Origin of the sequence: Plantibacter sp. CFBP 8798, from assembly GCF_014841195.1 — a bacterium.
Lineage (GTDB): Bacteria > Actinomycetota > Actinomycetes > Actinomycetales > Microbacteriaceae > Plantibacter > Plantibacter auratus.
Genome location: NZ_JACYTS010000004.1, coordinates 326946 through 345972 on the forward strand (window position 1 = coordinate 326946; position 19027 = coordinate 345972).

Consider the following 19027-nt stretch of genomic DNA (forward strand, 5'->3'; position numbering starts at 1 on the left):
AATGTATTTGACCAACTGAAGTATCCGATTCCAGCACAGCGCTCGGTGTCGATCCGGACGGAGTACCCATGCCCTACCTCGAGACCATGCGACAGCGCACCGAAGCCTCCTTCGTCGAGCTGCATCGCGGTGTCACCGAACTCCACTACACACAGTTCCCCGATCACCGGAACTCGGGCGACTCGGCCATCGCGCTCGGACAGGCCAGGTTCTGGCGCGCACACGACATCGCGGTCCGCACCACCTCGAGCGCCGGCAGCATGCCGGAGCGGGTCCGGGACTCGTCGATCCCGGTCCTCATCCAGGGCGGCGGCAATCTCGGAGGCCTCTACCCGGTGCTGAGCGAGGCTCGCTACGAACTCGCAGAGCGTCTCCCGGTCGACACGTTGCTCATCCAGGCACCGCAGTCGGTCGTGTTCCCCGCGGATGCAGACCGCCGGGCGTTCTCCCGACGGTTCGCCGCCCGGCCCAAGCTGCGGGTCGCCGTCCGCGACCAGACCTCCTACGACCTCCTCCGCGACGAGGTCGACGACCTCAGCCTCTCGCCGGACGCGGTGCACCTCCTCGGCCCGATCAGCGCCCCCGAACCGACCCAGCGGCGCATCGTCATCGCCCGGACCGACGGCGAGAGCGCGGGTGGGCTCGTGGGCTCCGAGAGCGCCGACTGGCCGGCCGACCCGTTGGACCTCCGGGCGCACGAGTGGCTCGGCTGGCGGGCGGCGAAGCACCCGGTGTTGAAACCCCTCATGGAGCGCGACCATGCCGCGTGGATGCGGCGAGCCGAACGTCGATTCGACGCCGCCGTCCGGCTGATCGGCCGCGGCGAGGTGGTCGTCACCGATCGCCTCCACGCCATGCTCATCGGGCTGCAGATGGGCCGCCGGGTCGTCGCGCTCGACAACAACAACCGCAAGCTGTCGAACTACGCGGAGACCTGGTTCGGTGACCTCCAGCCGAGGTTGCGCTTCGAGCACACGATCCGTCCGTGACCTCCGGGCAGCCTTCCGCGCACCTGACGCGGCGGGACGCGGCCAGAGCCCGCGCGGAGGCCGGCGCCCACCGTGCCGTGCGGCGCCGGCAGCTGACGCGACGGACGCCCGTTATCGGCGGGCGGGAACGTGACCGCCCGCTCGTCGGCGGTTCGCTCCTCATGATCGCCTCGCTCCTCGCGCTCGCATGGGTGGCAGCCGACCAACCAGGACTGCCCGGGCACTTCGCGAACGACGAGGGCACGATCATCAGCGTGAACCGGGGGACGTTCACCGAGGCCGACTCGTCGTTCCAGCTCATCGCCGCGGTCTACCGCTGGATGGGCCTGGCCGAGCTGCCGACGCTCGCCGCCCTCGTCGGTGTCGCGAGCTACCTGCTCGTCCTGACGGTGGCGATCTCACGCACTCGGACGACGACGGCCGAGTGGGTGGACTGGGCCATCATCATCAGCTGCGTCGCGCTCGCCGCCGTCTACCACGGCGCGTACACGAAGGACCTGCTGACCGTGGGCGCGGTACTCGCCCTCATCGCCCACCGCGGACGAGGTCTGTCGGCCGAGCTGGTGCCGGTGGTCGCGATGCTGCTGTACGCCCAGGGCTTCCGCACGTACTGGTTCCTCGTGGCCGGCCTCTACCTCGCGCTCCGTCTCGCGCTGCGGGCGCGGCGCGGCTGGACGGCCACCGTGGCGGTCGTCCTCGTGCTCTACGCCGGGCTCTCCGTCGTCTTCCCGCTGATCGTCGGTGTCGACCTCGACCATTACCGCCTGACGGTGAACGAGCACCGCTCCGCGGAATCGGTCAACACCCTGATCGTGCAGTTCTTCCCCGGTGCCGGCCCCGTGTCCGGGTTCGTCAACAGTGTCCTCACCTTCGCCTCGTTCATCATCCCGATCCCCCTGATGCTCCGCGGCGGGGCGATCTACCTCGTCGTGGCGCTCGTCCTGCTCGCCATCTGGGGATCACTCATCGCCGCGATCGGGTCGGCGAGGTTCCGAGCACCCTGCGGCTCGTCGGTCCTCACGGCGTTCCAGAACCGGTTGTTCGCGGCGATCCTCGCGTTCCTGATCGTGCAGTCGATCTTCGAGCCGGACTACGGCTCGTTCCTCCGGCATCTCACACCGATGCTGATCGTCGCCGTGTGCCTCCTCCTGAGCCTGCGGCCCGGAGCGGCGGGAGCCTCAGCCCGGTGGGGGCCGCCATCCGCCGCATCCCGAGGGGGTCAGCGACCCGTGGACACGACGGATGCTGCCGCGACGCGCACGTCGGCCGCGACGCGCGCCCAGGAGAACGGACCCGCTGCAGCGAGCACACCGGCCGCGGAGAGCGCCTGGTAACGATCGGCGTCGGCGAGGATCTCCTCCAACGCGTCGGCGAGCGCGGTCGACGTCACCGCCGTGGCCACGATGCCCGATCCTGACGCGATCGCCTGCTCGGCGAGGCCGCCGACCGGCGTCACGACGGAGGGCACCCCGAGCGCCATCGCGTAGGCGAGCACCCCGGACTGGCTGGCCTCGGTGTACGGCAGGAGGGCGATGTCGAACCCGCCGACCACCTGCGCGATCTCCTCCTGGCCGACCCAGCGGTTCTCGAGCTCGTCGTCCTCGTGTCGGAGGAGGCCGAGGGCGTCGTCGGTCCCGGACCCGACGACCCGCAACCGGACCCGAATCCCGCGGCGGCGCAATTCGGTGATCGCTTCCACCCCCAGACCGAGCCCCTTGTACGCCGAAAGCCGACCGAAGCATCCGACGACCGGAACACCCTCCCGGTACGTCGACCGGACCACGGCACGGCCCGCGTCGACCCGGTACGCGGCGTGGACGGTCTCGTGGACGCGGTCCGCGCGGAACTCACCACGGGACGTGAGTGCGGCGGCGACCGGGGCGGAGAACACGATCGCTCCGTCCGCCGCCCGACGCTCGGCACGACGCAGGAGGTGCTCGAGCCGCGAGAAGTCCCCGGGGTGCATCGTCGCGTCATGGACGCAGAGCAGACTCCGACGACCGCCGAAGCGGAACACGGGCGCGACCGCCCCCTGCCAGAGCTGCTCCATGGCGATGACGACGACGTCGATGCGATGCCGCCGGAGGAACCGGTCGAGCCGGAACGCCGCCCCGAGCAGACGCGGGAGACCGAGCACCGCGCCGCGCTTGTCGCGATACGTGCGGATCGTGAAGGACGGCACACCGAGTGCCACGAACCGGTCGGCCACCTCGGCGTCGAGGGAATAGGACACGACGACATCGCAGCCGTCCTCCTGCAGCGCCTGAGCCAGTTCCTGGGCGAAGAGCGGGCCCGCACCGGTGCGGCCCCACTGCACGACAGCGACCCGCATCAGGCCACCTGCGGTATCCGGTACGCCTCGGCGAGGGCCGCGCGTTGGCGGGCCGGGGTGTGATCCTTGAGGCGTTCCGACCAGCGGGAGACGTTCCGCTCAGCCCAGGCGGCGAACGCCTGTGGTCCGGCCAGCCGACTGGCGACCATCGCCTCGAGCCCGCCCTCGAGGGTGAGGGCGTCCGGGACCACTCCGAACGCGGCGATCGGCCGGACGAGCGTCGGCACGCCGGCCTGCACGGCTTCCAGAACGGCGAGGGGAAAGCCCTCCCACGCAGCGGTGTGGAGGTAGACGTCGCTCTGGACGAGGCGCGAGCCCACCTCGGCGTGCGGGATCCATCCGGTGACGTCGACGCCAGCCCTCTCCAGCCGGGTGACGTCCTCGACGCGGCCGCCGCCCATCCACACGGGAGCCACCTCGACCCCGCTCGCCCGGATCGACGCGATGGCTTCGGCGAACCGCATCGGATCCTTCTGGGGAGCAATGCGTCCGAGACTCGCGACCCGCAGCGGCCGGTGCTGACCCGGGTCGTCTCGGCGGTCATCGGGCAGCGGAACCGCGACCACGTTCGGCACGTGGACGACGCGCGGCCGGAGGGGCCCGCGACGTTCCGCGGCTTCGGCCTCGCCCTCGGAACAAGCAGCGATGGTCTCGACGTTGAACGAGAGCAGCCACTCGACGGCCCGGAACATGCGGCGGCTCCAGACGGAGAGGTCGGCGCGCTCGAACGCGTAACAGTGCGGGGTGTAGACGATGCGGGTCCGCGGCGAACTCCGCAGGGCGACCCGCGCGTACGCGCCGGCGAAACTCGAGTGGGCGTGCACGATATCCGCTCCGGTACGACGGCGCACCCGGCGGATCGCTCGCACGGCAGCGAGCCGTCGCCGCTCGAGCGCGGTCACGGACGCGAAGCAGTCGGACAGCGTGTCGTCGACCGGGGCGCCGTCCGGGATCTGCGCGAGCAGGTGATGTTCGACGCCCGGCGGTGAATTCCGCACGTAGGCCTCGATCGCCACGGGGATCCCACCCGCGTAGCAATCGGTGACATGGAGCACGGTCGTCATGTCTGCCGCTCGTCGAACGGGAGGAGCGGGTGGACGACGACGATCAGGCTCATATCTCATATGTTGTATGTTAGACGACGGCAAAGTTGGTCACCTCGCCCATGCCAGATCCGGAGGACCGTGTACTCGATCGTCATTCCCTGCCGAAACGGCTCGGAGACCCTCGCCACGCAACTCGAAGCCCTGCTCGCCCAAGGCTCGTCCGTCGACATCGAGATCATCGTCGCCGACAACGGCTCCGTCGACGGCACCGCAGCACTCGTCCGCCGGTTCAGTGAGAAGGACGGGCGCGTTCGCCTCGTCGACGCGAGCGGCAGGCCGGGTATCAACCACGCTCGCAACACCGGCATCCGGGCATCACGGGGTTCAGCGGTGCTCCTCTGCGATGCCGACGACGTCGTCCAGGCCGGCTGGATCGAGGCTCACCGGCGCGCGCTGGAAGTCGGTGCGGACTGCGTCGGCGGCGCGCTCGAGCGGACCCTCCCGGACGGCACACCTGCGGGAAGACAGGAGGCCGTCAGCACCGTGCACGGCTTCCATCCATGGCCGCCGGGAGCGAACTGTGGGTTTCAACGACGGGTGTTCGACCGGCTCGGTGGATTCGACGAGACCCTGCTCGGCGGCGGCGACGAGACGGACTTCTTCTGGCGGGCGGCGGCGGCTGGTCACCCGACCACCGCGGTCCCTGAGGCCGTGGTCGAGTACCGACTTCGCGGTGACCTTCGAGCCGTGGCTCGGCAGTTCTTCGGCTACGGCCGGGGAACGGTGCGGTTGTTCCGACGACACCGTGGGCTGGGCATGCCGAGGTCCTTCGGCTGGGAGCTCCCCATCGTCCTCGTCGTCGGAGCGCTCCAGGTCATCAGCCCGAGCCGCGACGGCACGCGCCGTCGACGTGGTGTCGAGCGGCTCTCGTCGAGGGCAGGGCGCGCATTCGAGAGCCTGCAATCGAGGACGTGGTACCTGTGATCACGACGATCGTGGCATCCGACGACGACGAGGGTCCCGCCGACGCCACGACAACGCTCACCGACCGAGACGCGGATCGACCACCGTGCGGGTGAGCGGACGATGATCCACCTCGCTTGGGCGATCGTCGAGCGGATCCTTCCCCGGGTGGCGTCGGCGCTCGTCATGCTCGTCCTGGCCGCCCGCCTCACGCCGTCCCTCGTCGGCATGTACACGTGGATGGTCCTCGCCCTCACGCTCGTCCAGACCGTCGGCGACACGGCCGCCCGGCAGACCGCCGTCGTCCACGGAGGCACCGAGGCCGGGGACCGGTTCGTCCTCCGGTTCCGGGTCTGGTCCGCGCTGATCGGAGGCGCCACGCTCGCCGTGACCGTCGGAGCCCTGCTCCTGACCCATCACGCGGAGGACCGATGGCAGGCGATCGCCCTCGCGCCGTTCGTCCTCGTCCCGGCGGCTTCGGCCGTGGGCATCGACGCCCTGGTCCGCCTGCAGCGAGCCCGGAGGTGGAAGGAGATCGCATCGCATCAGGCGTGGTCGTCGACAGCCTCCCTGCTCTGCAGCGTGCCGACCCTCCTGGCGACGGGATCGCTGCTAGCCAGCGCCCTGCAGGCGATGCTCGCGGAGGCGGGGTTCGCCCTGCTCAACCGGCGACGTGCTGCGCGGCTCCCCCGCGCGTCCACCACCGATGCGCGTTCCCGCGAACCGACCGTGAACGTCCTCGGCGACTACCTGCACACGGCGCTGTTCTCGCTCCTCGGTTGGGGACAGGGGCAGACCGATCGCCTCTCGATCGGGGCTCTCGCCGGCGGGGCACGCCTCGGCCAGTACGCGTTCGCCATGTCGCTGTCACGGAGCATCGGCGATGCGGCGGCGCTGGCCACGATCAACGTCCTCCGGCCGGTCCTCGCCGAAGCGGCACGCGACGGCCGGGGGTCCGAGATCGTCGCGGTCACGGAGGCTTCGCTCCGACGATCGCTGGCCCTGGCGGTCGTGGCCGCCGTGGCGACGAGCATCGGGGCTGAGCTGGTCGTGGACCCCGTCCTCGCAGACGACTGGGACCCCGCCCTCGCACTCGTGCCGGTCCTCGCCCTGTCGGTCGCTCCCTCGGTCGTCGCCTGGTCGGTCACGGCGGTCCTCCAGGCCGAGAGCCGGATGCGCTGGGCGAGTCCGATCAAAGCGGTCGGCGTGCTGCTGTCCCTCCCGGTCGGCATCGTCGCCCTCCACGACCTGCAGCTCGCGGCCTGGCTCGTGAACGCCCGGGAACTCGCCGTGATGGCGCTGCTCCTCCTCGCCGCGCGCCACCGAGCCCCGTGGCGGGGCGGCCTCCTCGCCCTCGGCGTCGTCGTGGTCGGCGCGGCCGTATGGCAGGTGACGCGAGGCTAGGCCGGCTGCAGCAGATCCCTGACGATGTCCAGCGCCCCCTGGCTCGCATACCGCTGGTACTCGCCGCGGGGAGCACGCAGCATGACGGGGAGGATCCGTCGCCACCGGGCCGGAGCGAGATCGGCCCGGAACCGCTCGAAGGCCGCTTTGGCGACGACGGACGAGGGATCGGCGCGCGGCGCGGGCTCACGGGCATCGTCGAGCCAGGAAGCGAGACCGGCGACGCGATCTGCGATGTCGCGGTTGCGCTGGCGCCCCGGCTGCATCAGTCTCGAGATCTTGTACGCCAGCGTCGGCTCGACGATCCCGATCTGGTTCGCGCCGTGCTGCCGGTAGTCGACGAGCGGTTCGTCCAGGAACTCGATCGGTCCTCGTGCTGCGGCCACGATCGCCAACCACTCGTCGTGCACCCACGGAGCGGGGAACGGCGCTGCCGCGTCGAAGACCGCACGTCGGAACATCGCGGTCGCGCCAGTGACGAGGTTGCGACGCAAGAGCACGCCGAACGCGTCGCCCGCGCGGATACGGTCGCGCTCGACCGGCCCGATCGACAGCGAGGCGAACAGGGTGGTGCCGAGCGGGGTACCGTCGGCTCCGACGAGCCTGGCGTCCGAGCACACCAGTTGGAGCTCCGGACGCGCGTCGAAGGCGGCAAGGGCACGCTCGACGCGGTCGGGCCGCCATACGTCGTCCTGATCGGACAGGACGACCAGTTCCCCGACGGTCGCACGGATGGCGCTCTCGAAGTTGCGCGTCACGCCGAGCGCGGTCGGGTTCCGCAGGAAGCGGACCGGGATCGGCGACGCCTCGGCGAAGCGCTCGACGATGGCCGACGTCCCGTCGGTCGACCCGTCGTCGCTGATCACGATCTCGCCGGGCAGCACGGTCTGTCGGGCGATGCTCGCCAGCTGCTCGCCGAGGAACGCCTCACCGTTGTAGGTGCAGAGGGCGACGGAGACCCGTGCATCGACTGGTGCTGCTGGCATTGACCCGCTCCTCACCGCTCGCCGGACCGCCCACCAGCCTATCCCCACCGTCCCGCTGGTATCCTCGGGCCTTATGCCCCGCGTAGCCGTCGACCTCCTCTCCTACACCGGGACGAAGGGCGGCATGGAGACCTACGCCCGCGAGCTCTATCGGGAGATCGGCCGCCAGGGCAGCGAGTTCGAGTTCGTCGGACTCGCCAGCCGAGAGGGATACCGGCTCGACCGCTCCTGGTTCCCCGGCGAGATGGTGGACACCGGGATCAGCGGCGAGAACCGGTTCATCTGGGCCTACGGCGAGCTGTTCCAGGTGGCCCGCCAGGCGAAGCGACACGGAGCGGATCTCATCCACTCCCCCGCCACGCTCGGGCCGGCGCGCTCGTCGATGCCGTCGGTCGTCACCATGCACGACATGCTGTACTGGAGCAATCCGGAGCTCATGACGACGCCGCTGTACACCGCTCCCGTAAAGCTCATGGAGCGCCTCACCTCCAGGAACGCCACCAGGGTCCTCACCATCAGCGAGGTCTCACGTGCCGAGATCGAGAAGTACCTGCACGTCCCGCGGGCCCGGATCGACCTCGTGCCCCTGGCCGGCACCATGCCGACGATCGACGGCGACCGCGACCCGGATCAGGAGCATCCGTTCGTCCTCGCGACCGGAAACCGCCGCCCGCACAAGAACTGGGCGAGCCTCATCCGCGCCCTGCCGTTGCTGGCCGAGCACGAACGCCCGCGGCTCGTGATCACCGGCAGCCACGGAGAGGATCCCCTGCAGGCGGTCGTCGAGGAGACCGGCATGCAGGACTGGGTCGAGCTCAAGGGCTGGCTCACGAGCGAGGAGCTCGGAGAGCTCTACCGCCGGGCGACGATCATGGCGATGCCGTCCTTCGTCGACGGCTTCAGCCTCCCGGCGCTCGAATCCATGATGGTCGGCCTCCCCGTTATGATGAGCGACATCCCCGTCTACCACGAGGTGTGCGGCGACGCGGCCCTCTACCTGGACCCCACGTCACTCGACAGCATCGCGTCGGTCATGCGCACCGCCGTGACCCGGCCCGATGAGATGCGACGACTGGCCGCGGCCGGTCTTGAACAGGCGGAGCGGTTCTCCTGGGAGCGCACGGCGACCCAGACGCTCGAGACGTTCCGGCGGGCACTGACCGTCTAGCGCGGCGCCGTCCCCGGTCCCAGCGGCCAGGAACCGAGCCCGGAGCCGACCGTCGTCGACTGACCCACTCGACGGTCGGTCGAGCGGGTCAGTGGACGACGGGAGTCGCCTACTCCGACTGGGGCTGGATGATCGGGATCGACTCGGTGTCTGCCGGCCCGAGCGCGATGGTCGGCATCGACACGGTGATGAGCGAGCCGTCGGCACGGCGGCTGCCCTCGATGTCGCTCGCGCTCGGCTCGCCGACGAGGTGCGGACCCTGGTTGTCGAGCGGAACGGTGACCGTCGTGCCGGCCTCGACGAGGACGTTGCCGCCGCCGACGACGAAGGAGGCGGAATCGCCCTCCTCGACGGTGAACCGCATCTCGGTGCGCCGGACGGAGATGCGCACCCGCGTGCCCTTGACGGTGAGCCGGAAGGTGATGCCCTGCCAGTCGACCGGCAGTCGCGGCGAGAAGGAGATCACGCCGCCGTGGTCGCGCATCCCGGCGAAGCCGAGCACGAGCGCGCTCCACACCCCACCGGTGGAGGCGACGTGCACACCGTCCGGGGTGTTGCGGTGCAGGTTGGCGAGGTCGACGAACAGCGCCGACCAGAAGTACTTGAGTGCGAGCCGCTGGTACCCGACCTCGGCGGCGATGATCGACTGCACGACCGCCGACAGGGTCGAGTCGCCCGTCGTCAGCGGGTCGTAGTAGTCGAAGTCGGCGAGCTTCTCCTCGTCGGTGAAGTGGTCGCCCTGCAGGAGCAGCGCGAGCACGACGTCCGCCTGCTTGAGCACCTGGAACCGGTAGATGACGAGCGGGTGGAAGTGCAGGAGCAGCGGGAGGTGCTCGGGAGGGGTGTGGTCGAGGTCCCACAGCTCCTTCTCGAGGAACTGGGCGTCCTGCGGGTGGATGCCGAGCCGCTTGTCGAAGGGGATGTGCATGTGCTCGGCGGCGCGCTGCCACTCACGGACCTCGGCGTCGTCGAGCGACAGCCGCGTGACCAGGCGTTCGAAGGAGGCCGGATCGTCCTCGCGGAGGCGCTCGACGGCCTCGACGGCCGACAGCAGGTTGGCCCGCGCCATGACGTTCGTGTAGAGGTTGTCGTTCACGACGGTCGTGTACTCGTCGGGCCCCGTGACCCCGTAGATGTGGAACGAGTCCTTGCCGTTCGCGCGCCAGAAGCCCAGGTCGGCCCACATGCGCGCCGTCTCGACGAAGATGTCGACGGCTCCGCGGGCGAGGAAGTCCTCATCCCCCGTCGCCGCGACGTACTGCCGCAGCGCATAGGAGATGTCGGCGTCGATGTGGTACTGCGCCGTGCCGGCCGCGTAGTACGCGGACGACTCGAGCCCGTTGATCGTGCGCCACGGGAACAGGGCGCCGTGCTGGTTGAGCTCGGTCGCGCGGGAGCGGGCGGCGTCGAGCATGTTCTGACGGAACCGGAGGGCGTTCCGCGCGACGAGCGGCGCCGTGTAGCTGAGGAACGGGAGGACGTAGACCTCGGTGTCCCAGAAGTAGTGGCCGCCGTACCCGGAGCCGGACACGCCCTTCGCCGCGACACCGCCACCGTCCGTGCGTGCGGACGCCTGCGCCAGCTGGAAGAGGTTCCAGCGCGTCGCCTGCTGGATTGCCGGCTGTCCGTGGACCTCGACGTCGGAGCGCGCCCAGAAGTCCTCGAGCCACAGCTCCTGGTTGCGGATCGCCGATTCGATGCCGTTCTCCGCGGAACGGTCGAGCGTGCGGGCACAACGGTCGGCGAGTTCTTTCGGAGGGACGGCGTTGGAGGTGTGGTAGCTGATGATCTTGGTGAGCTTCGTGGGCACGCCCGCGCGGCCGCGGATCGTGTACACGTGCTTCGCCAGGTCGGCCTCGATGTGCGTCGAGACCTCGTACTCGTTCTCGGTCTCGATCATGTGGTCGGCGCCGGCCACGATCGTCATCCCGGAGTTCGTCGTCTGGTAGCCGAGCATGGCGCGCGGACCGTCGATGAGTTTGAACCGCGGCTGCAGCACTCGCTCGGTGAGGGACTCCGCCTTGCGCGGGTCGCCCATCCCCGGCTCGGGTGCGTTCGTGAGGTAGTCGTCCTGACGGTCCTGCCGGTTGATGATCTGACTGGAGAGCACGAGCGACGCGTCCGCATCGAGCAACGTGACCTCGTAGTCGAGGACCGCGAGATGGCGGTCGGTGAAGGACACCATGCGACGGGAGCGGATGTGGACCCGCTTGCCCGAGGGCGTCCGCCATTCGAGTTCACGGCTGAGGACACCGGTTTTGAAGTCGAGGCGACGCTCGAAGCTCAGGAGGTCGGCGTCGTTGAGGATCAACGGCTCGTCGTCGACGTAGAGGCGGACGACCTTCGTGTCGGGCGCGTTGACGATCGTCTGACCGACGCGCGCGAAGCCGAACGCCTCCTCGGCGTGACGGATCGGCCAGGTCTCGTGGAACCCGTTGATGAACGTGCCGTGGACGTGGCCGTCGCGGCCCTCCTCGACATTGCCGCGGAACCCGAGGTAGCCGTTGCCGAGCGCGAACAGGGTCTCGGTCGTGCCCTCGTCGTCCGCGTCGACGTGGGTCTCGACGAGCGCCCAGTCGTCGAGCGGGAACCGGTGACGGTCAAGCGGGTCGCTGGTGATGTGGTTCATGCCTGGTCCTCGGAGGAGTCGTGGGGTGCCGTGGGGGTGTGGGAGTCGGCCGGATCGTCCGGCCCGGCTGTTCGCGAGGTCGACCGCAGCGGTTCGACGAGGTCGGCGAGGTCGTCGACCACGACGTCGGCTCCCGCATCGATGAGCGCCTGGTGCCCGATGCCGCGGTCGACGCCGAGTACGAGGCCGAAGTCGCCACGTCGACCGGCCTCGACCCCGGAGTGCGCGTCCTCGACGACGACGCATTCAGACGGCGCGTAACCGAGCAGACGACCGGCCTCGACGTAGGTGTCCGGAGCGGGCTTGCCGGCGATCCCCTCGCGCGCGGCGACGACGCCGTCCATCACGACCGGGAACCGCTCACGGAGTCCTGCCGCTCGGAGGACGACCTCGGCGTTCTTGGAACTGGACACCACGGCGACCTGGAGGCCTGCCTGCTCGACGGTGTCGAGGAAGGTCAACGATCCCGGGTACGCTGCGATGCCGTCGGCTTCCAGGACGGCCGAGAAGACCGAGTTCTTCCGGTTGCCGAGGCCACACACGGTCTCGAGCTCGGGGGCGTCGGACGGCGAGCCCTCGGGAAGCGTGATGCCACGCGACGCGAGCATCGCGCGCACCCCGTCGTACCGCGGCTTGCCGTCGATGTACTGGAAGTAGTCGGCGTCGGTGTACGGCTCAGTGATCCCGCGGGCGACGAGCTCGTCGGTGAAGAGCTTCGCCCAGGCATGCATGTGGATCTCTGCGGTCGGGGTGATGACGCCGTCGAGGTCGAACAGCACCGCCTTGCATCCGAGGAGGCGCGAGGCCGCCTCGGGGAGGCTCAGGACGTCGTTCGATGGCGCGTTGATCGGCTGGTTCACGGTGCACGGTCCTCGTCGGTCGGGGGAAGAGGTGGACAGTGGGGCGGAAGCTGCTGCGGACCGGTGGGGCGACCGCGCAGACCCAGCCTAGGAGAGTTTGGCCACCACGTCGTACACGCGGTCGATACCGGCGTGGACCGGGAAGTGGTGGTTGCCCACGAAGAGCCCGTCCTCGTGGATCTTGTCGGCGGCGGGGAGTTCAGCCGGGACCTTCGCGTCGAGGTACTTCATGACCGGGTTCTTCGTGAAGTTGCCCGCCACGATGGGCCGTGATTCGATCCCCTCGGCAGCGAACGCCCGCACGACCTCCTTGCGTCGGCCGGCGAGCGCGCCCTCGAGCACGAGGGAGAAGCCGAACCAGCTGCTCTCGCCCTGCTCGCGCTGGATGCGCACGGAGTCGAGGTCGGCGAAGCGTTCCGTCCAGTACGCGGCGTTCTCCCGACGACCGGCGATGAGCGATGGGACCTTCTGGATCTGCTCGATGCCGATCGCGCCGGACATCTCGAGCGGACGGACGTTGTAGCCGGGAAGGACGAAGCGGAAGAGGTCGTCCCACTCGTCGCCCGACTTGTCGTGCACGGCGTTCTGCTCGGGGAGTCCGCGCGTCCAGCCGTGGGCCCGCAGCGAGATGAGCATCTGCGCCGTGGCCTCGTCGTCCGTCAGGATCATCCCGCCCTCCATCGTCGAGATGTGGTGGGAGAAGAAGGCGCTGAACGTGCCCATCGCTCCGACCGTTCCGGCGAACCGACCGTCGTCCTTCGCGCCGAGCGACTCGCAGTTGTCCTCCAGCAGGAGGAGACCGTGACGTTCGGCGAGTGCCGTGAGCGCCGCGAAGTCGTTCGGGTTGCCGAGGAGGTTGACCGCGAAGATCGCCTTGGTGCGAGGGGTGATGGCGGCCTCGGCGAGCGACAGGTCCAGGTTGAGCGTGTCGACGTCGATGTCGACGAAGCTCGGGATGAGGCCGTACTGCTGGAGCGGATAGTAGGTGGTGGCCCAGGAGACGGCGGGCACCAGGACCTCGTCACCGGCCTGCAGGTCGACCCGGTCGTCGAGGACGGCCGCCGCGATCGCGAGCAGGTTCGCGCTGGAGCCCGAGTTGACCATGACGCCGAAATTGGCGCCGAACGCGCTGGCGAAGTCGCGCTCGAACTGCGCGACGAGCGGCCCCATGGTGAAGCGGCCGCTGTCGACGACGCGCTGGATGGCGGCGTATTCCGCGGCATCCCAGGAGGACGTGGCGAGGGGGAAACCGGAGTCGAAGGTGTCGTCGGTCATGCTGTCTGTGGCTCCTGAGCTGCGAGGTAGGCGTGGTAGCTCGCGGCGACGCCGGCCGCGAGCGGGGTGGTGGGGTTCCAGCCGAGCGCGCGGGCGGCGGCCGAATCGAGCAGGCGCTGGTGCACGCCGGAGGGCTTGGTGGCGTCGTACCGGAAACGACCGGTGAAGCCGGCGGCGCGACCGGCTGCTTCGTAGTACTCGGTGATGCTGTGGTCGACACCCGGCCCGAGGTTGAGCGTGACGGGCCAGGCGTCGAGCGAGCCGAGCTGTATGACGAGCCACGCCGCGAGGTCGGGCGTGTAGGTGAACTCCCGTCGGGCGGTGCCGTCGCCCCAGACCTCGACCTCGTCGGAGCCGCCGGTCACTGCGGCATGGACCTTGCCGAGCGCCGCGGCGATGAGGTGCGCCTGACCGTGGGTGTAGTCGTCGCCCGGGCCGTAGAGGTTCGACGGCACTGCAGCGCGATAGGCCAAGCCATACTGACGACTGGCGTACTCGCAGAGCTTCGTTCCGGCGATCTTCGCGAGTGCATATCCCTCGTTCGCGCCCTCCAGCGTGCCGCTGAGGAGCGCGCCCTCACCGATCGGCTGTGGGAGCCCCTCGGGGTAGATCGCCGCGCTCGACACGTAGAGCAGCTCGGGGACACCGGCGTCGATCGCGCCTCGGATGACCGAGGTGTCGATCAGGAGGTTGTCGAGCAGGAAGTCGGTGGGGCGCTGCAGCTTCGCCTGGATGCCGGCGACCTTCGCTGCGGTGTGCACGATCGCGTCCGGCGCCGTCCGACCGATGAGGGCCGCGACGGCGGCGCGATCGGTGAGGTCGGCGTCCGCGCGCGTCGCCACGATCAATTCGTCGGCGGCGCGGAGCGTGGGCCAGACCTCGGCGATGCTCGAACCGAGCATGCCGGCACCACCGGTGAGGAGGACGCGCACCGCGCTTAGACCTCCGCGGTGTCGATGTAGGGCTTGCCCGACGCCTCGAGCTCGGCGACGTCGGAGTCGACCATGATCTGCGCGAGCCTCGGCGGGAGCACCTTCGGCGTCCAGCCGAGGACGGACTCGGCCTTCGCGTAGTCGCCGATCAGCGCGTCGACCTCGGTGGGGCGGAGGTAGCGCTCGTCGAACTTGACGTACTGCTCCCAGTCGAGGTCGAGCCGCTCGAAGGAGAACTGCAGGAAGTCCTTGACCGTGTACGCCGTGTTGGTGGCGAGCACGAAGTCGGTCGGCTCGTCGGCCTGCAGCATCCGCCACATGCCCTCGACGTAGTCGGGCGCGTAGCCCCAGTCGCGGACGGCGTCGAGGTTGCCCATGTAGAGGAAGTCCTGCCGACCGGCGGCGATCCGCGCAGCGGCGCGCGTGATCTTGCGGGTCACGAAGGTGCCACCCCGTCGCGGCGACTCGTGGTTGAACAGGATGCCGTTGACCGCGAACATGCCGTAGGCCTCGCGGTAGTTCCGGGTGATCCAGTAGGAGTAGACCTTCGCGACGCCGTAGGGCGAACGCGGGTAGAAGGGGGTCTCCTCGTTCTGCGGCGGCGGCGTCGCACCGAACATCTCGGAGCTCGAGGCCTGGTAGAAGCGGCAGTGCAGACCGATCTGGCGGATGGCCTCGAGCAACCGGACCGTCCCGATGCCGGTCGTGTCGCCCGTGTACTCCGGCTCGTCGAAGCTGACCCGCACGTGCGACTGCGCGGCGAGGTTGTAGACCTCGTCGGGCTGGATCTCCGCGAGCAGCGTCGCCAGGCGCGAGCCGTCGGCCAGGTCGGCGAAGTGCAGCTGGAGCCTGGGCGAACCGTCGTGGGTCGCCTCGGGGTCGTAGATGTGGTCGATCCGCCCGGTGTTGAAGGTCGACGCGCGGCGGATGAAGCCGTGCACCTCGTAGCCCTTCGCGAGGAGGAGCTCGGCGAGGTAGCTGCCGTCCTGACCGGTGATACCGGTGATGACGGCTTTCTTGATGGGGGTCTGGGTCACGGGGTGCTGCTCCGTCATGGGGTCCGCTCCGGATCGCTTCGCGCTGATCCTCGGTGAATGGTTCGTTCCTCTGCTGAGGCACATCGACCCGCCCGAGCTTACCCGAGTGACCCTCGGCCCCCGCTATGCTCGGCTCTCGTGCCCCTGCTTGCCGTCGATCTCCTGTCGTTCACCGGGACGAAGGGCGGCATGGAGACCTACACCCGCGAGCTCTACCGCGCCGTCGGTCCGCAGGCGGCTGAGTTCGACCTCGTCGGTCTCGCCAGCACGGAGGCGATGCAGGGGGATCTCTCCTGGTTCCCGGGCGAGGTCATCGCCACCGGGATCAGCGGCGAGCACCGCTTCGCCTGGGCGGCCGGGGAGCTCTGGCGCATCGCCGGGATCGCGAAACGGAACCGCGCGGACATCATCCACGCACCTGCGACGCTCGGACCGGCACGCACCGCGCTCCCGCTCGTGGTCACCATGCACGACCTGCTGTACTGGAGCCACCCGGAGCTCATGTCGACACCGTTCTACACGGGGCCGGTGAAATGGATGGAACGTCAGGTCGCTCGGGCGGCCTCCCGCATCATCACGATCAGCGAGGTCTCGAAGGCGGAGATCGTCAAGTACCTCGGGACGTCGCCCGAGGCGGTCGACGTCATCCCCCTGGCCGCGTCAGCTCCGTGGACGGCAACCCGAGAGCCGGATCGCGACGACCCCTTCATCCTCGCCACGGGCAACCGCCGCCCGCACAAGAACTACGACGGCCTCATCCGAGCGCTCGCCCTCGTCGAGGAACGCGTCCGCCCCCGACTCGTCGTGACCGGCAGCCACGGGCTCGACGATCCGCTGCGCGCCGTCGTGGCCGAACTCGGCCTGGAGCGGTTCGTGGAGCTTCGGTCCTGGTTGTCCCCGGAGGAGCTGGGTGAGCTCTATCGCACGACGACCGCCCTGGCCGTGCCCTCGTTCGCCGAAGGCTTCAGCCTGCCGCCGCTCGAGGCCATGCTCAGCGGCGTTCCGGTGCTCGTGAGCGACATCGACGTCCATCGGGAGGTCTGCGGTGATGCGGCGTTGTTCGTCGACCCCCACGACCTCGCCTCGATCGCATCCGGTCTCCGCACCCTGGCGACCGACACCGCCGAGGTGACGCGCCTCACCGAGCGCGGACGGGCGAGAGCCGCCGCCTTCAGCTGGGCGTCGACCGCCGAGCGCACGCTCGACGTGTTCCGTGCCACGCTCGACCCGACGGCGTCGCGACCCCGGTGAACCCGATCGGGCCCTCGCGGCCCGGCGATCTCGGCAGCCGGACGAAGCTTGCTAGCGTAGCCGGGTGACGCTCGACATCATGATGCCCTTCTACGGCCGCTTCGACCACTTCCAGGCGGCGGTGGAGAGTGTGCTCGCGCAGTCCGACTCCGATTGGACGCTGACGATCGTCGACGACGTCTACCCGGATCTCGCTCCGGGTGAGTGGGCCGTCGCCCTCGGCGACCCGCGCATCACCTACCTCCGGAACGAGGTGAACCTGCGGCCGTCGAAGAACTACCGCAAGTGCGTGTCCCTCATGACCGGCGAGTTCTCCGTCATCATGGGTTGCGACGACGTGATGCTGCCGAACTACGTCCGTCGCGTGCGTGAACTCGTCGCCGGCCACCCCGACGCCTCGATCATCCAGCCCGGCGTGTCCGTCATCGACGAGCACGGCACGCCGTCCAGTCCACTCGCCGATCGGATCAAGGCGAAGTACCGGTTCTCCGGGACAGGGGCTCGCGAATACCGGGGTGAGCAGCTCGCCACGAGCCTGCTCCGCGGCAACTGGACCTACTTCCCGTCGCTCGTCTGGCGGGTCGAGGCGCTCCGCAAGCACCAGTTCCGGCTCGACCTCGACGTCGTGCAGGATCTCGCGATGCTCCTCGAGATCACGAAGGACGGCGGGAGCCTCGTCCTCGACGACGAGATCTGCTTCGCCTACCGCAGGCACTCCCAGAGCGTGTCCGCGGTCACCGGGCCGGACGGATCGAAGTTCCGGCAGGAACGGACGCTGTTCGCCGAGGCGCGACGGGATCTCACGGCGATGGGGTGGAATCGCGCGGCGCGAGCCGCCGCGAACCACTGGACGTCGCGTGCCAACGCGCTCAGCGAGCTGCCTGCAGCGTTGCGGTCCCGCAACGCCGCAGGGCGTCGTGCCCTGCTCGAGCACGTGTTCGCCAGGGTCTGACCACCCCACCTCCCGAGCGCTCCGCCCTCCGATTGCTAGGATTCCGCACATGACGACCTCCCTCGCCGGCACCCTCATCGTCATGCCAGCACTCAACGAAGAAGCCTCCGTGGCTGCGGTCGTCCGCGAGGTCCAGGAGAAGCTGCCCGGTGTGGCGGTGCTCGTCGTCAACGACGGCTCAACCGATGCGACCGCCACCGAGGCGCGTGCAGCCGGAGCGATCGTCGCCGAGCTGCCGTTCAACCTCGGGGTCGGCGGCGCGATGCGTGCAGGGTTCAAGTACGCGCTCGCCCACGGATACCGCAACGTCGTGCAAGTCGACTCGGACGGTCAGCACGACCCCGCCGGTGTCGTCCGGCTCGTCGAAGAGCTGCAGTCCGCCGACCTCGTGCTCGGCGCACGCTTCGCGGGCGAGGGCGATTACGAGGTCCGGGGTCCCCGGAGGTGGGCGATGGTCGTGCTGTCCGGCGTCCTGAGCGGCGTTGCGAGGACGAAGCTCACCGACACGACCAGCGGATTCCGTGCCACGGGTCCTCGCGCGGTGCGCCTCTTCGCCGAGCACTACCCGGCCGAGTACCTCGGTGACACGATCGAGTCGCTCGTCATCGCCGCGCGCGCCGGCTGCGTCATCCGGCAGGTGCCCGTCGCGATGCGTCCACGCGCCGGCGGTACTCCTTCGCACAATCCGTTCAAGGCTGCCCGCTACCTCGCCCGGGCCGGCCTCGCGCTCGTCTTCGCGCTGATCCGACCACCCGTCGCGCTCCACGAAGGGGTGGTGACGGCGTGATCCCCATCGGCACCTACATCCTCGGCATCGTCGCGGCCCTGTTCACGCTCGGCCTCGTCGTCGAGATGCTCCGCCGGCGCCAGCTCCGCGAGCGCCACGCGATCTGGTGGCTGATCGCCGGCCTGCTGGCACTCGTCATCGGCGTCTTCCCGCAGGTCCTCGTCTGGGCCGCCGGCGTGATCGGCGTCGAGATCCCGACGAACCTGGTCTTCTTCGTCAGCATCCTCATCCTCTTCCTCGTGAGCATCCAGCACAGCTCGGAGCTCACGACACTCGAGAACCGCAGCCGCACCCTCGCCGAAGAGGTCGCGCTGCAGGACCTGCGCATCCGCGCACTGGAGCAGCGGCTGGCCGACACACATCGAGGCGACCGCTCCTCCTGAGGCCGGGCCGGCACCGATCCTCGTCGTGCGGCC

General features: G+C 69.5%; 17 protein-coding genes. 9 read left to right on the plus strand and 8 right to left on the minus strand.

Annotated features, from left to right (window positions below):
* Positions 1-68: 68 nt before the first annotated feature.
* On the plus strand, positions 69-989 hold the full coding sequence (locus tag IFU30_RS19150; RefSeq protein WP_124769658.1) for a polysaccharide pyruvyl transferase family protein: 921 nt from the start codon (positions 69-71) through the stop codon (positions 987-989).
* The gene (locus tag IFU30_RS19155) at positions 986-2323 is read left to right on the plus strand and encodes a hypothetical protein (protein ID WP_124769659.1); all 1338 of its coding nucleotides are present in this window, start codon (positions 986-988) and stop codon (positions 2321-2323) included. Before IFU30_RS19150 ends, IFU30_RS19155 begins: the two co-directional genes overlap by 4 nt.
* Here the strand turns inward: IFU30_RS19155 and IFU30_RS19160 are convergent.
* Both IFU30_RS19160 and IFU30_RS19165 read right to left on the minus strand, forming a co-directional pair.
* Positions 2209-3321, minus strand: a complete 1113-nt coding sequence (locus IFU30_RS19160; protein WP_124769660.1) for a glycosyltransferase family 4 protein — start codon at positions 3319-3321, stop codon at positions 2209-2211. The genes IFU30_RS19155 and IFU30_RS19160 overlap by 115 nt on opposite strands.
* Complete coding sequence (locus tag IFU30_RS19165) at positions 3321-4385, minus strand: glycosyltransferase family 4 protein (RefSeq protein ID WP_192006764.1); 1065 nt, start codon at positions 4383-4385, stop codon at positions 3321-3323. The genes IFU30_RS19160 and IFU30_RS19165 overlap by 1 nt, the downstream gene beginning before the upstream one ends.
* 120 nt (positions 4386-4505) lie before the next feature.
* Between IFU30_RS19165 and IFU30_RS19170 the strand changes: the two genes are divergently transcribed.
* Together IFU30_RS19170 and IFU30_RS19175 are read left to right on the plus strand one after the other, a co-directional pair.
* Positions 4506-5351, plus strand: a complete 846-nt coding sequence (locus IFU30_RS19170) for a glycosyltransferase (protein WP_192006766.1) — start codon at positions 4506-4508, stop codon at positions 5349-5351.
* A gap of 102 nt (positions 5352-5453) precedes the next feature.
* Positions 5454-6734, plus strand: coding sequence for a lipopolysaccharide biosynthesis protein (locus IFU30_RS19175; RefSeq protein WP_192006768.1), 1281 nt, complete (start codon positions 5454-5456; stop codon positions 6732-6734).
* Here IFU30_RS19175 and IFU30_RS19180 read toward each other — a convergent pair.
* Entirely contained in the window at positions 6731-7720 is a 990-nt protein-coding gene (locus tag IFU30_RS19180; protein WP_192006770.1) for a glycosyltransferase family 2 protein, read from the minus strand. The genes IFU30_RS19175 and IFU30_RS19180 overlap by 4 nt on opposite strands.
* A 73-nt stretch (positions 7721-7793) precedes the next feature.
* On the opposite strand from IFU30_RS19180, the gene IFU30_RS19185 reads away from it, so the two are divergent.
* Positions 7794-8888, plus strand: coding sequence for a glycosyltransferase family 4 protein (locus IFU30_RS19185; RefSeq protein WP_192006772.1), 1095 nt, complete (start codon positions 7794-7796; stop codon positions 8886-8888).
* 109 nt (positions 8889-8997) lie between these two features.
* On the opposite strand, the gene IFU30_RS19190 is transcribed toward IFU30_RS19185, so the two are convergent.
* From IFU30_RS19190 to gmd, 5 genes are all read right to left on the minus strand, one after another.
* On the minus strand, positions 8998-11517 hold the full coding sequence (locus tag IFU30_RS19190) for a glycoside hydrolase family 65 protein (RefSeq protein WP_124769666.1): 2520 nt from the start codon (positions 11515-11517) through the stop codon (positions 8998-9000).
* Positions 11514-12341 carry an HAD family hydrolase gene (locus IFU30_RS19195; RefSeq protein ID WP_192006872.1) on the minus strand — a complete coding sequence of 276 codons (828 nt, stop codon included), beginning with the start codon at positions 12339-12341 and terminating at the stop codon, positions 11514-11516. Before IFU30_RS19195 ends, IFU30_RS19190 begins: the two co-directional genes overlap by 4 nt.
* A 123-nt stretch (positions 12342-12464) precedes the next feature.
* Complete coding sequence (locus IFU30_RS19200) at positions 12465-13652, minus strand: DegT/DnrJ/EryC1/StrS family aminotransferase (protein WP_192006774.1); 1188 nt, start codon at positions 13650-13652, stop codon at positions 12465-12467.
* Entirely contained in the window at positions 13649-14584 is a 936-nt protein-coding gene (locus tag IFU30_RS19205) for an NAD-dependent epimerase/dehydratase family protein (RefSeq protein ID WP_192006776.1), read from the minus strand. The genes IFU30_RS19200 and IFU30_RS19205 overlap by 4 nt, the downstream gene beginning before the upstream one ends.
* A 5-nt stretch (positions 14585-14589) precedes the next feature.
* Complete coding sequence (gene gmd / locus IFU30_RS19210) at positions 14590-15639, minus strand: GDP-mannose 4,6-dehydratase (RefSeq protein ID WP_197977662.1); 1050 nt, start codon at positions 15637-15639, stop codon at positions 14590-14592.
* A 120-nt stretch (positions 15640-15759) separates the two neighbouring features.
* Between gmd and IFU30_RS19215 the strand changes: the two genes are divergently transcribed.
* From IFU30_RS19215 to IFU30_RS19230, 4 genes are all read left to right on the plus strand, one after another.
* Positions 15760-16872 carry a glycosyltransferase gene (locus tag IFU30_RS19215; RefSeq protein ID WP_192006778.1) on the plus strand — a complete coding sequence of 371 codons (1113 nt, stop codon included), beginning with the start codon at positions 15760-15762 and terminating at the stop codon, positions 16870-16872.
* 64 nt (positions 16873-16936) lie between these two features.
* Positions 16937-17824, plus strand: a complete 888-nt coding sequence (locus IFU30_RS19220; RefSeq protein ID WP_192006780.1) for a glycosyltransferase — start codon at positions 16937-16939, stop codon at positions 17822-17824.
* Between the two features lie 49 nt (positions 17825-17873).
* Positions 17874-18611, plus strand: coding sequence for a glycosyltransferase family 2 protein (locus tag IFU30_RS19225; protein WP_192006782.1), 738 nt, complete (start codon positions 17874-17876; stop codon positions 18609-18611).
* On the plus strand, positions 18608-18994 hold the full coding sequence (locus tag IFU30_RS19230) for a DUF2304 domain-containing protein (RefSeq protein WP_342450899.1): 387 nt from the start codon (positions 18608-18610) through the stop codon (positions 18992-18994). Before IFU30_RS19225 ends, IFU30_RS19230 begins: the two co-directional genes overlap by 4 nt.
* The last annotated feature ends 33 nt before the right edge of the window (positions 18995-19027 follow it).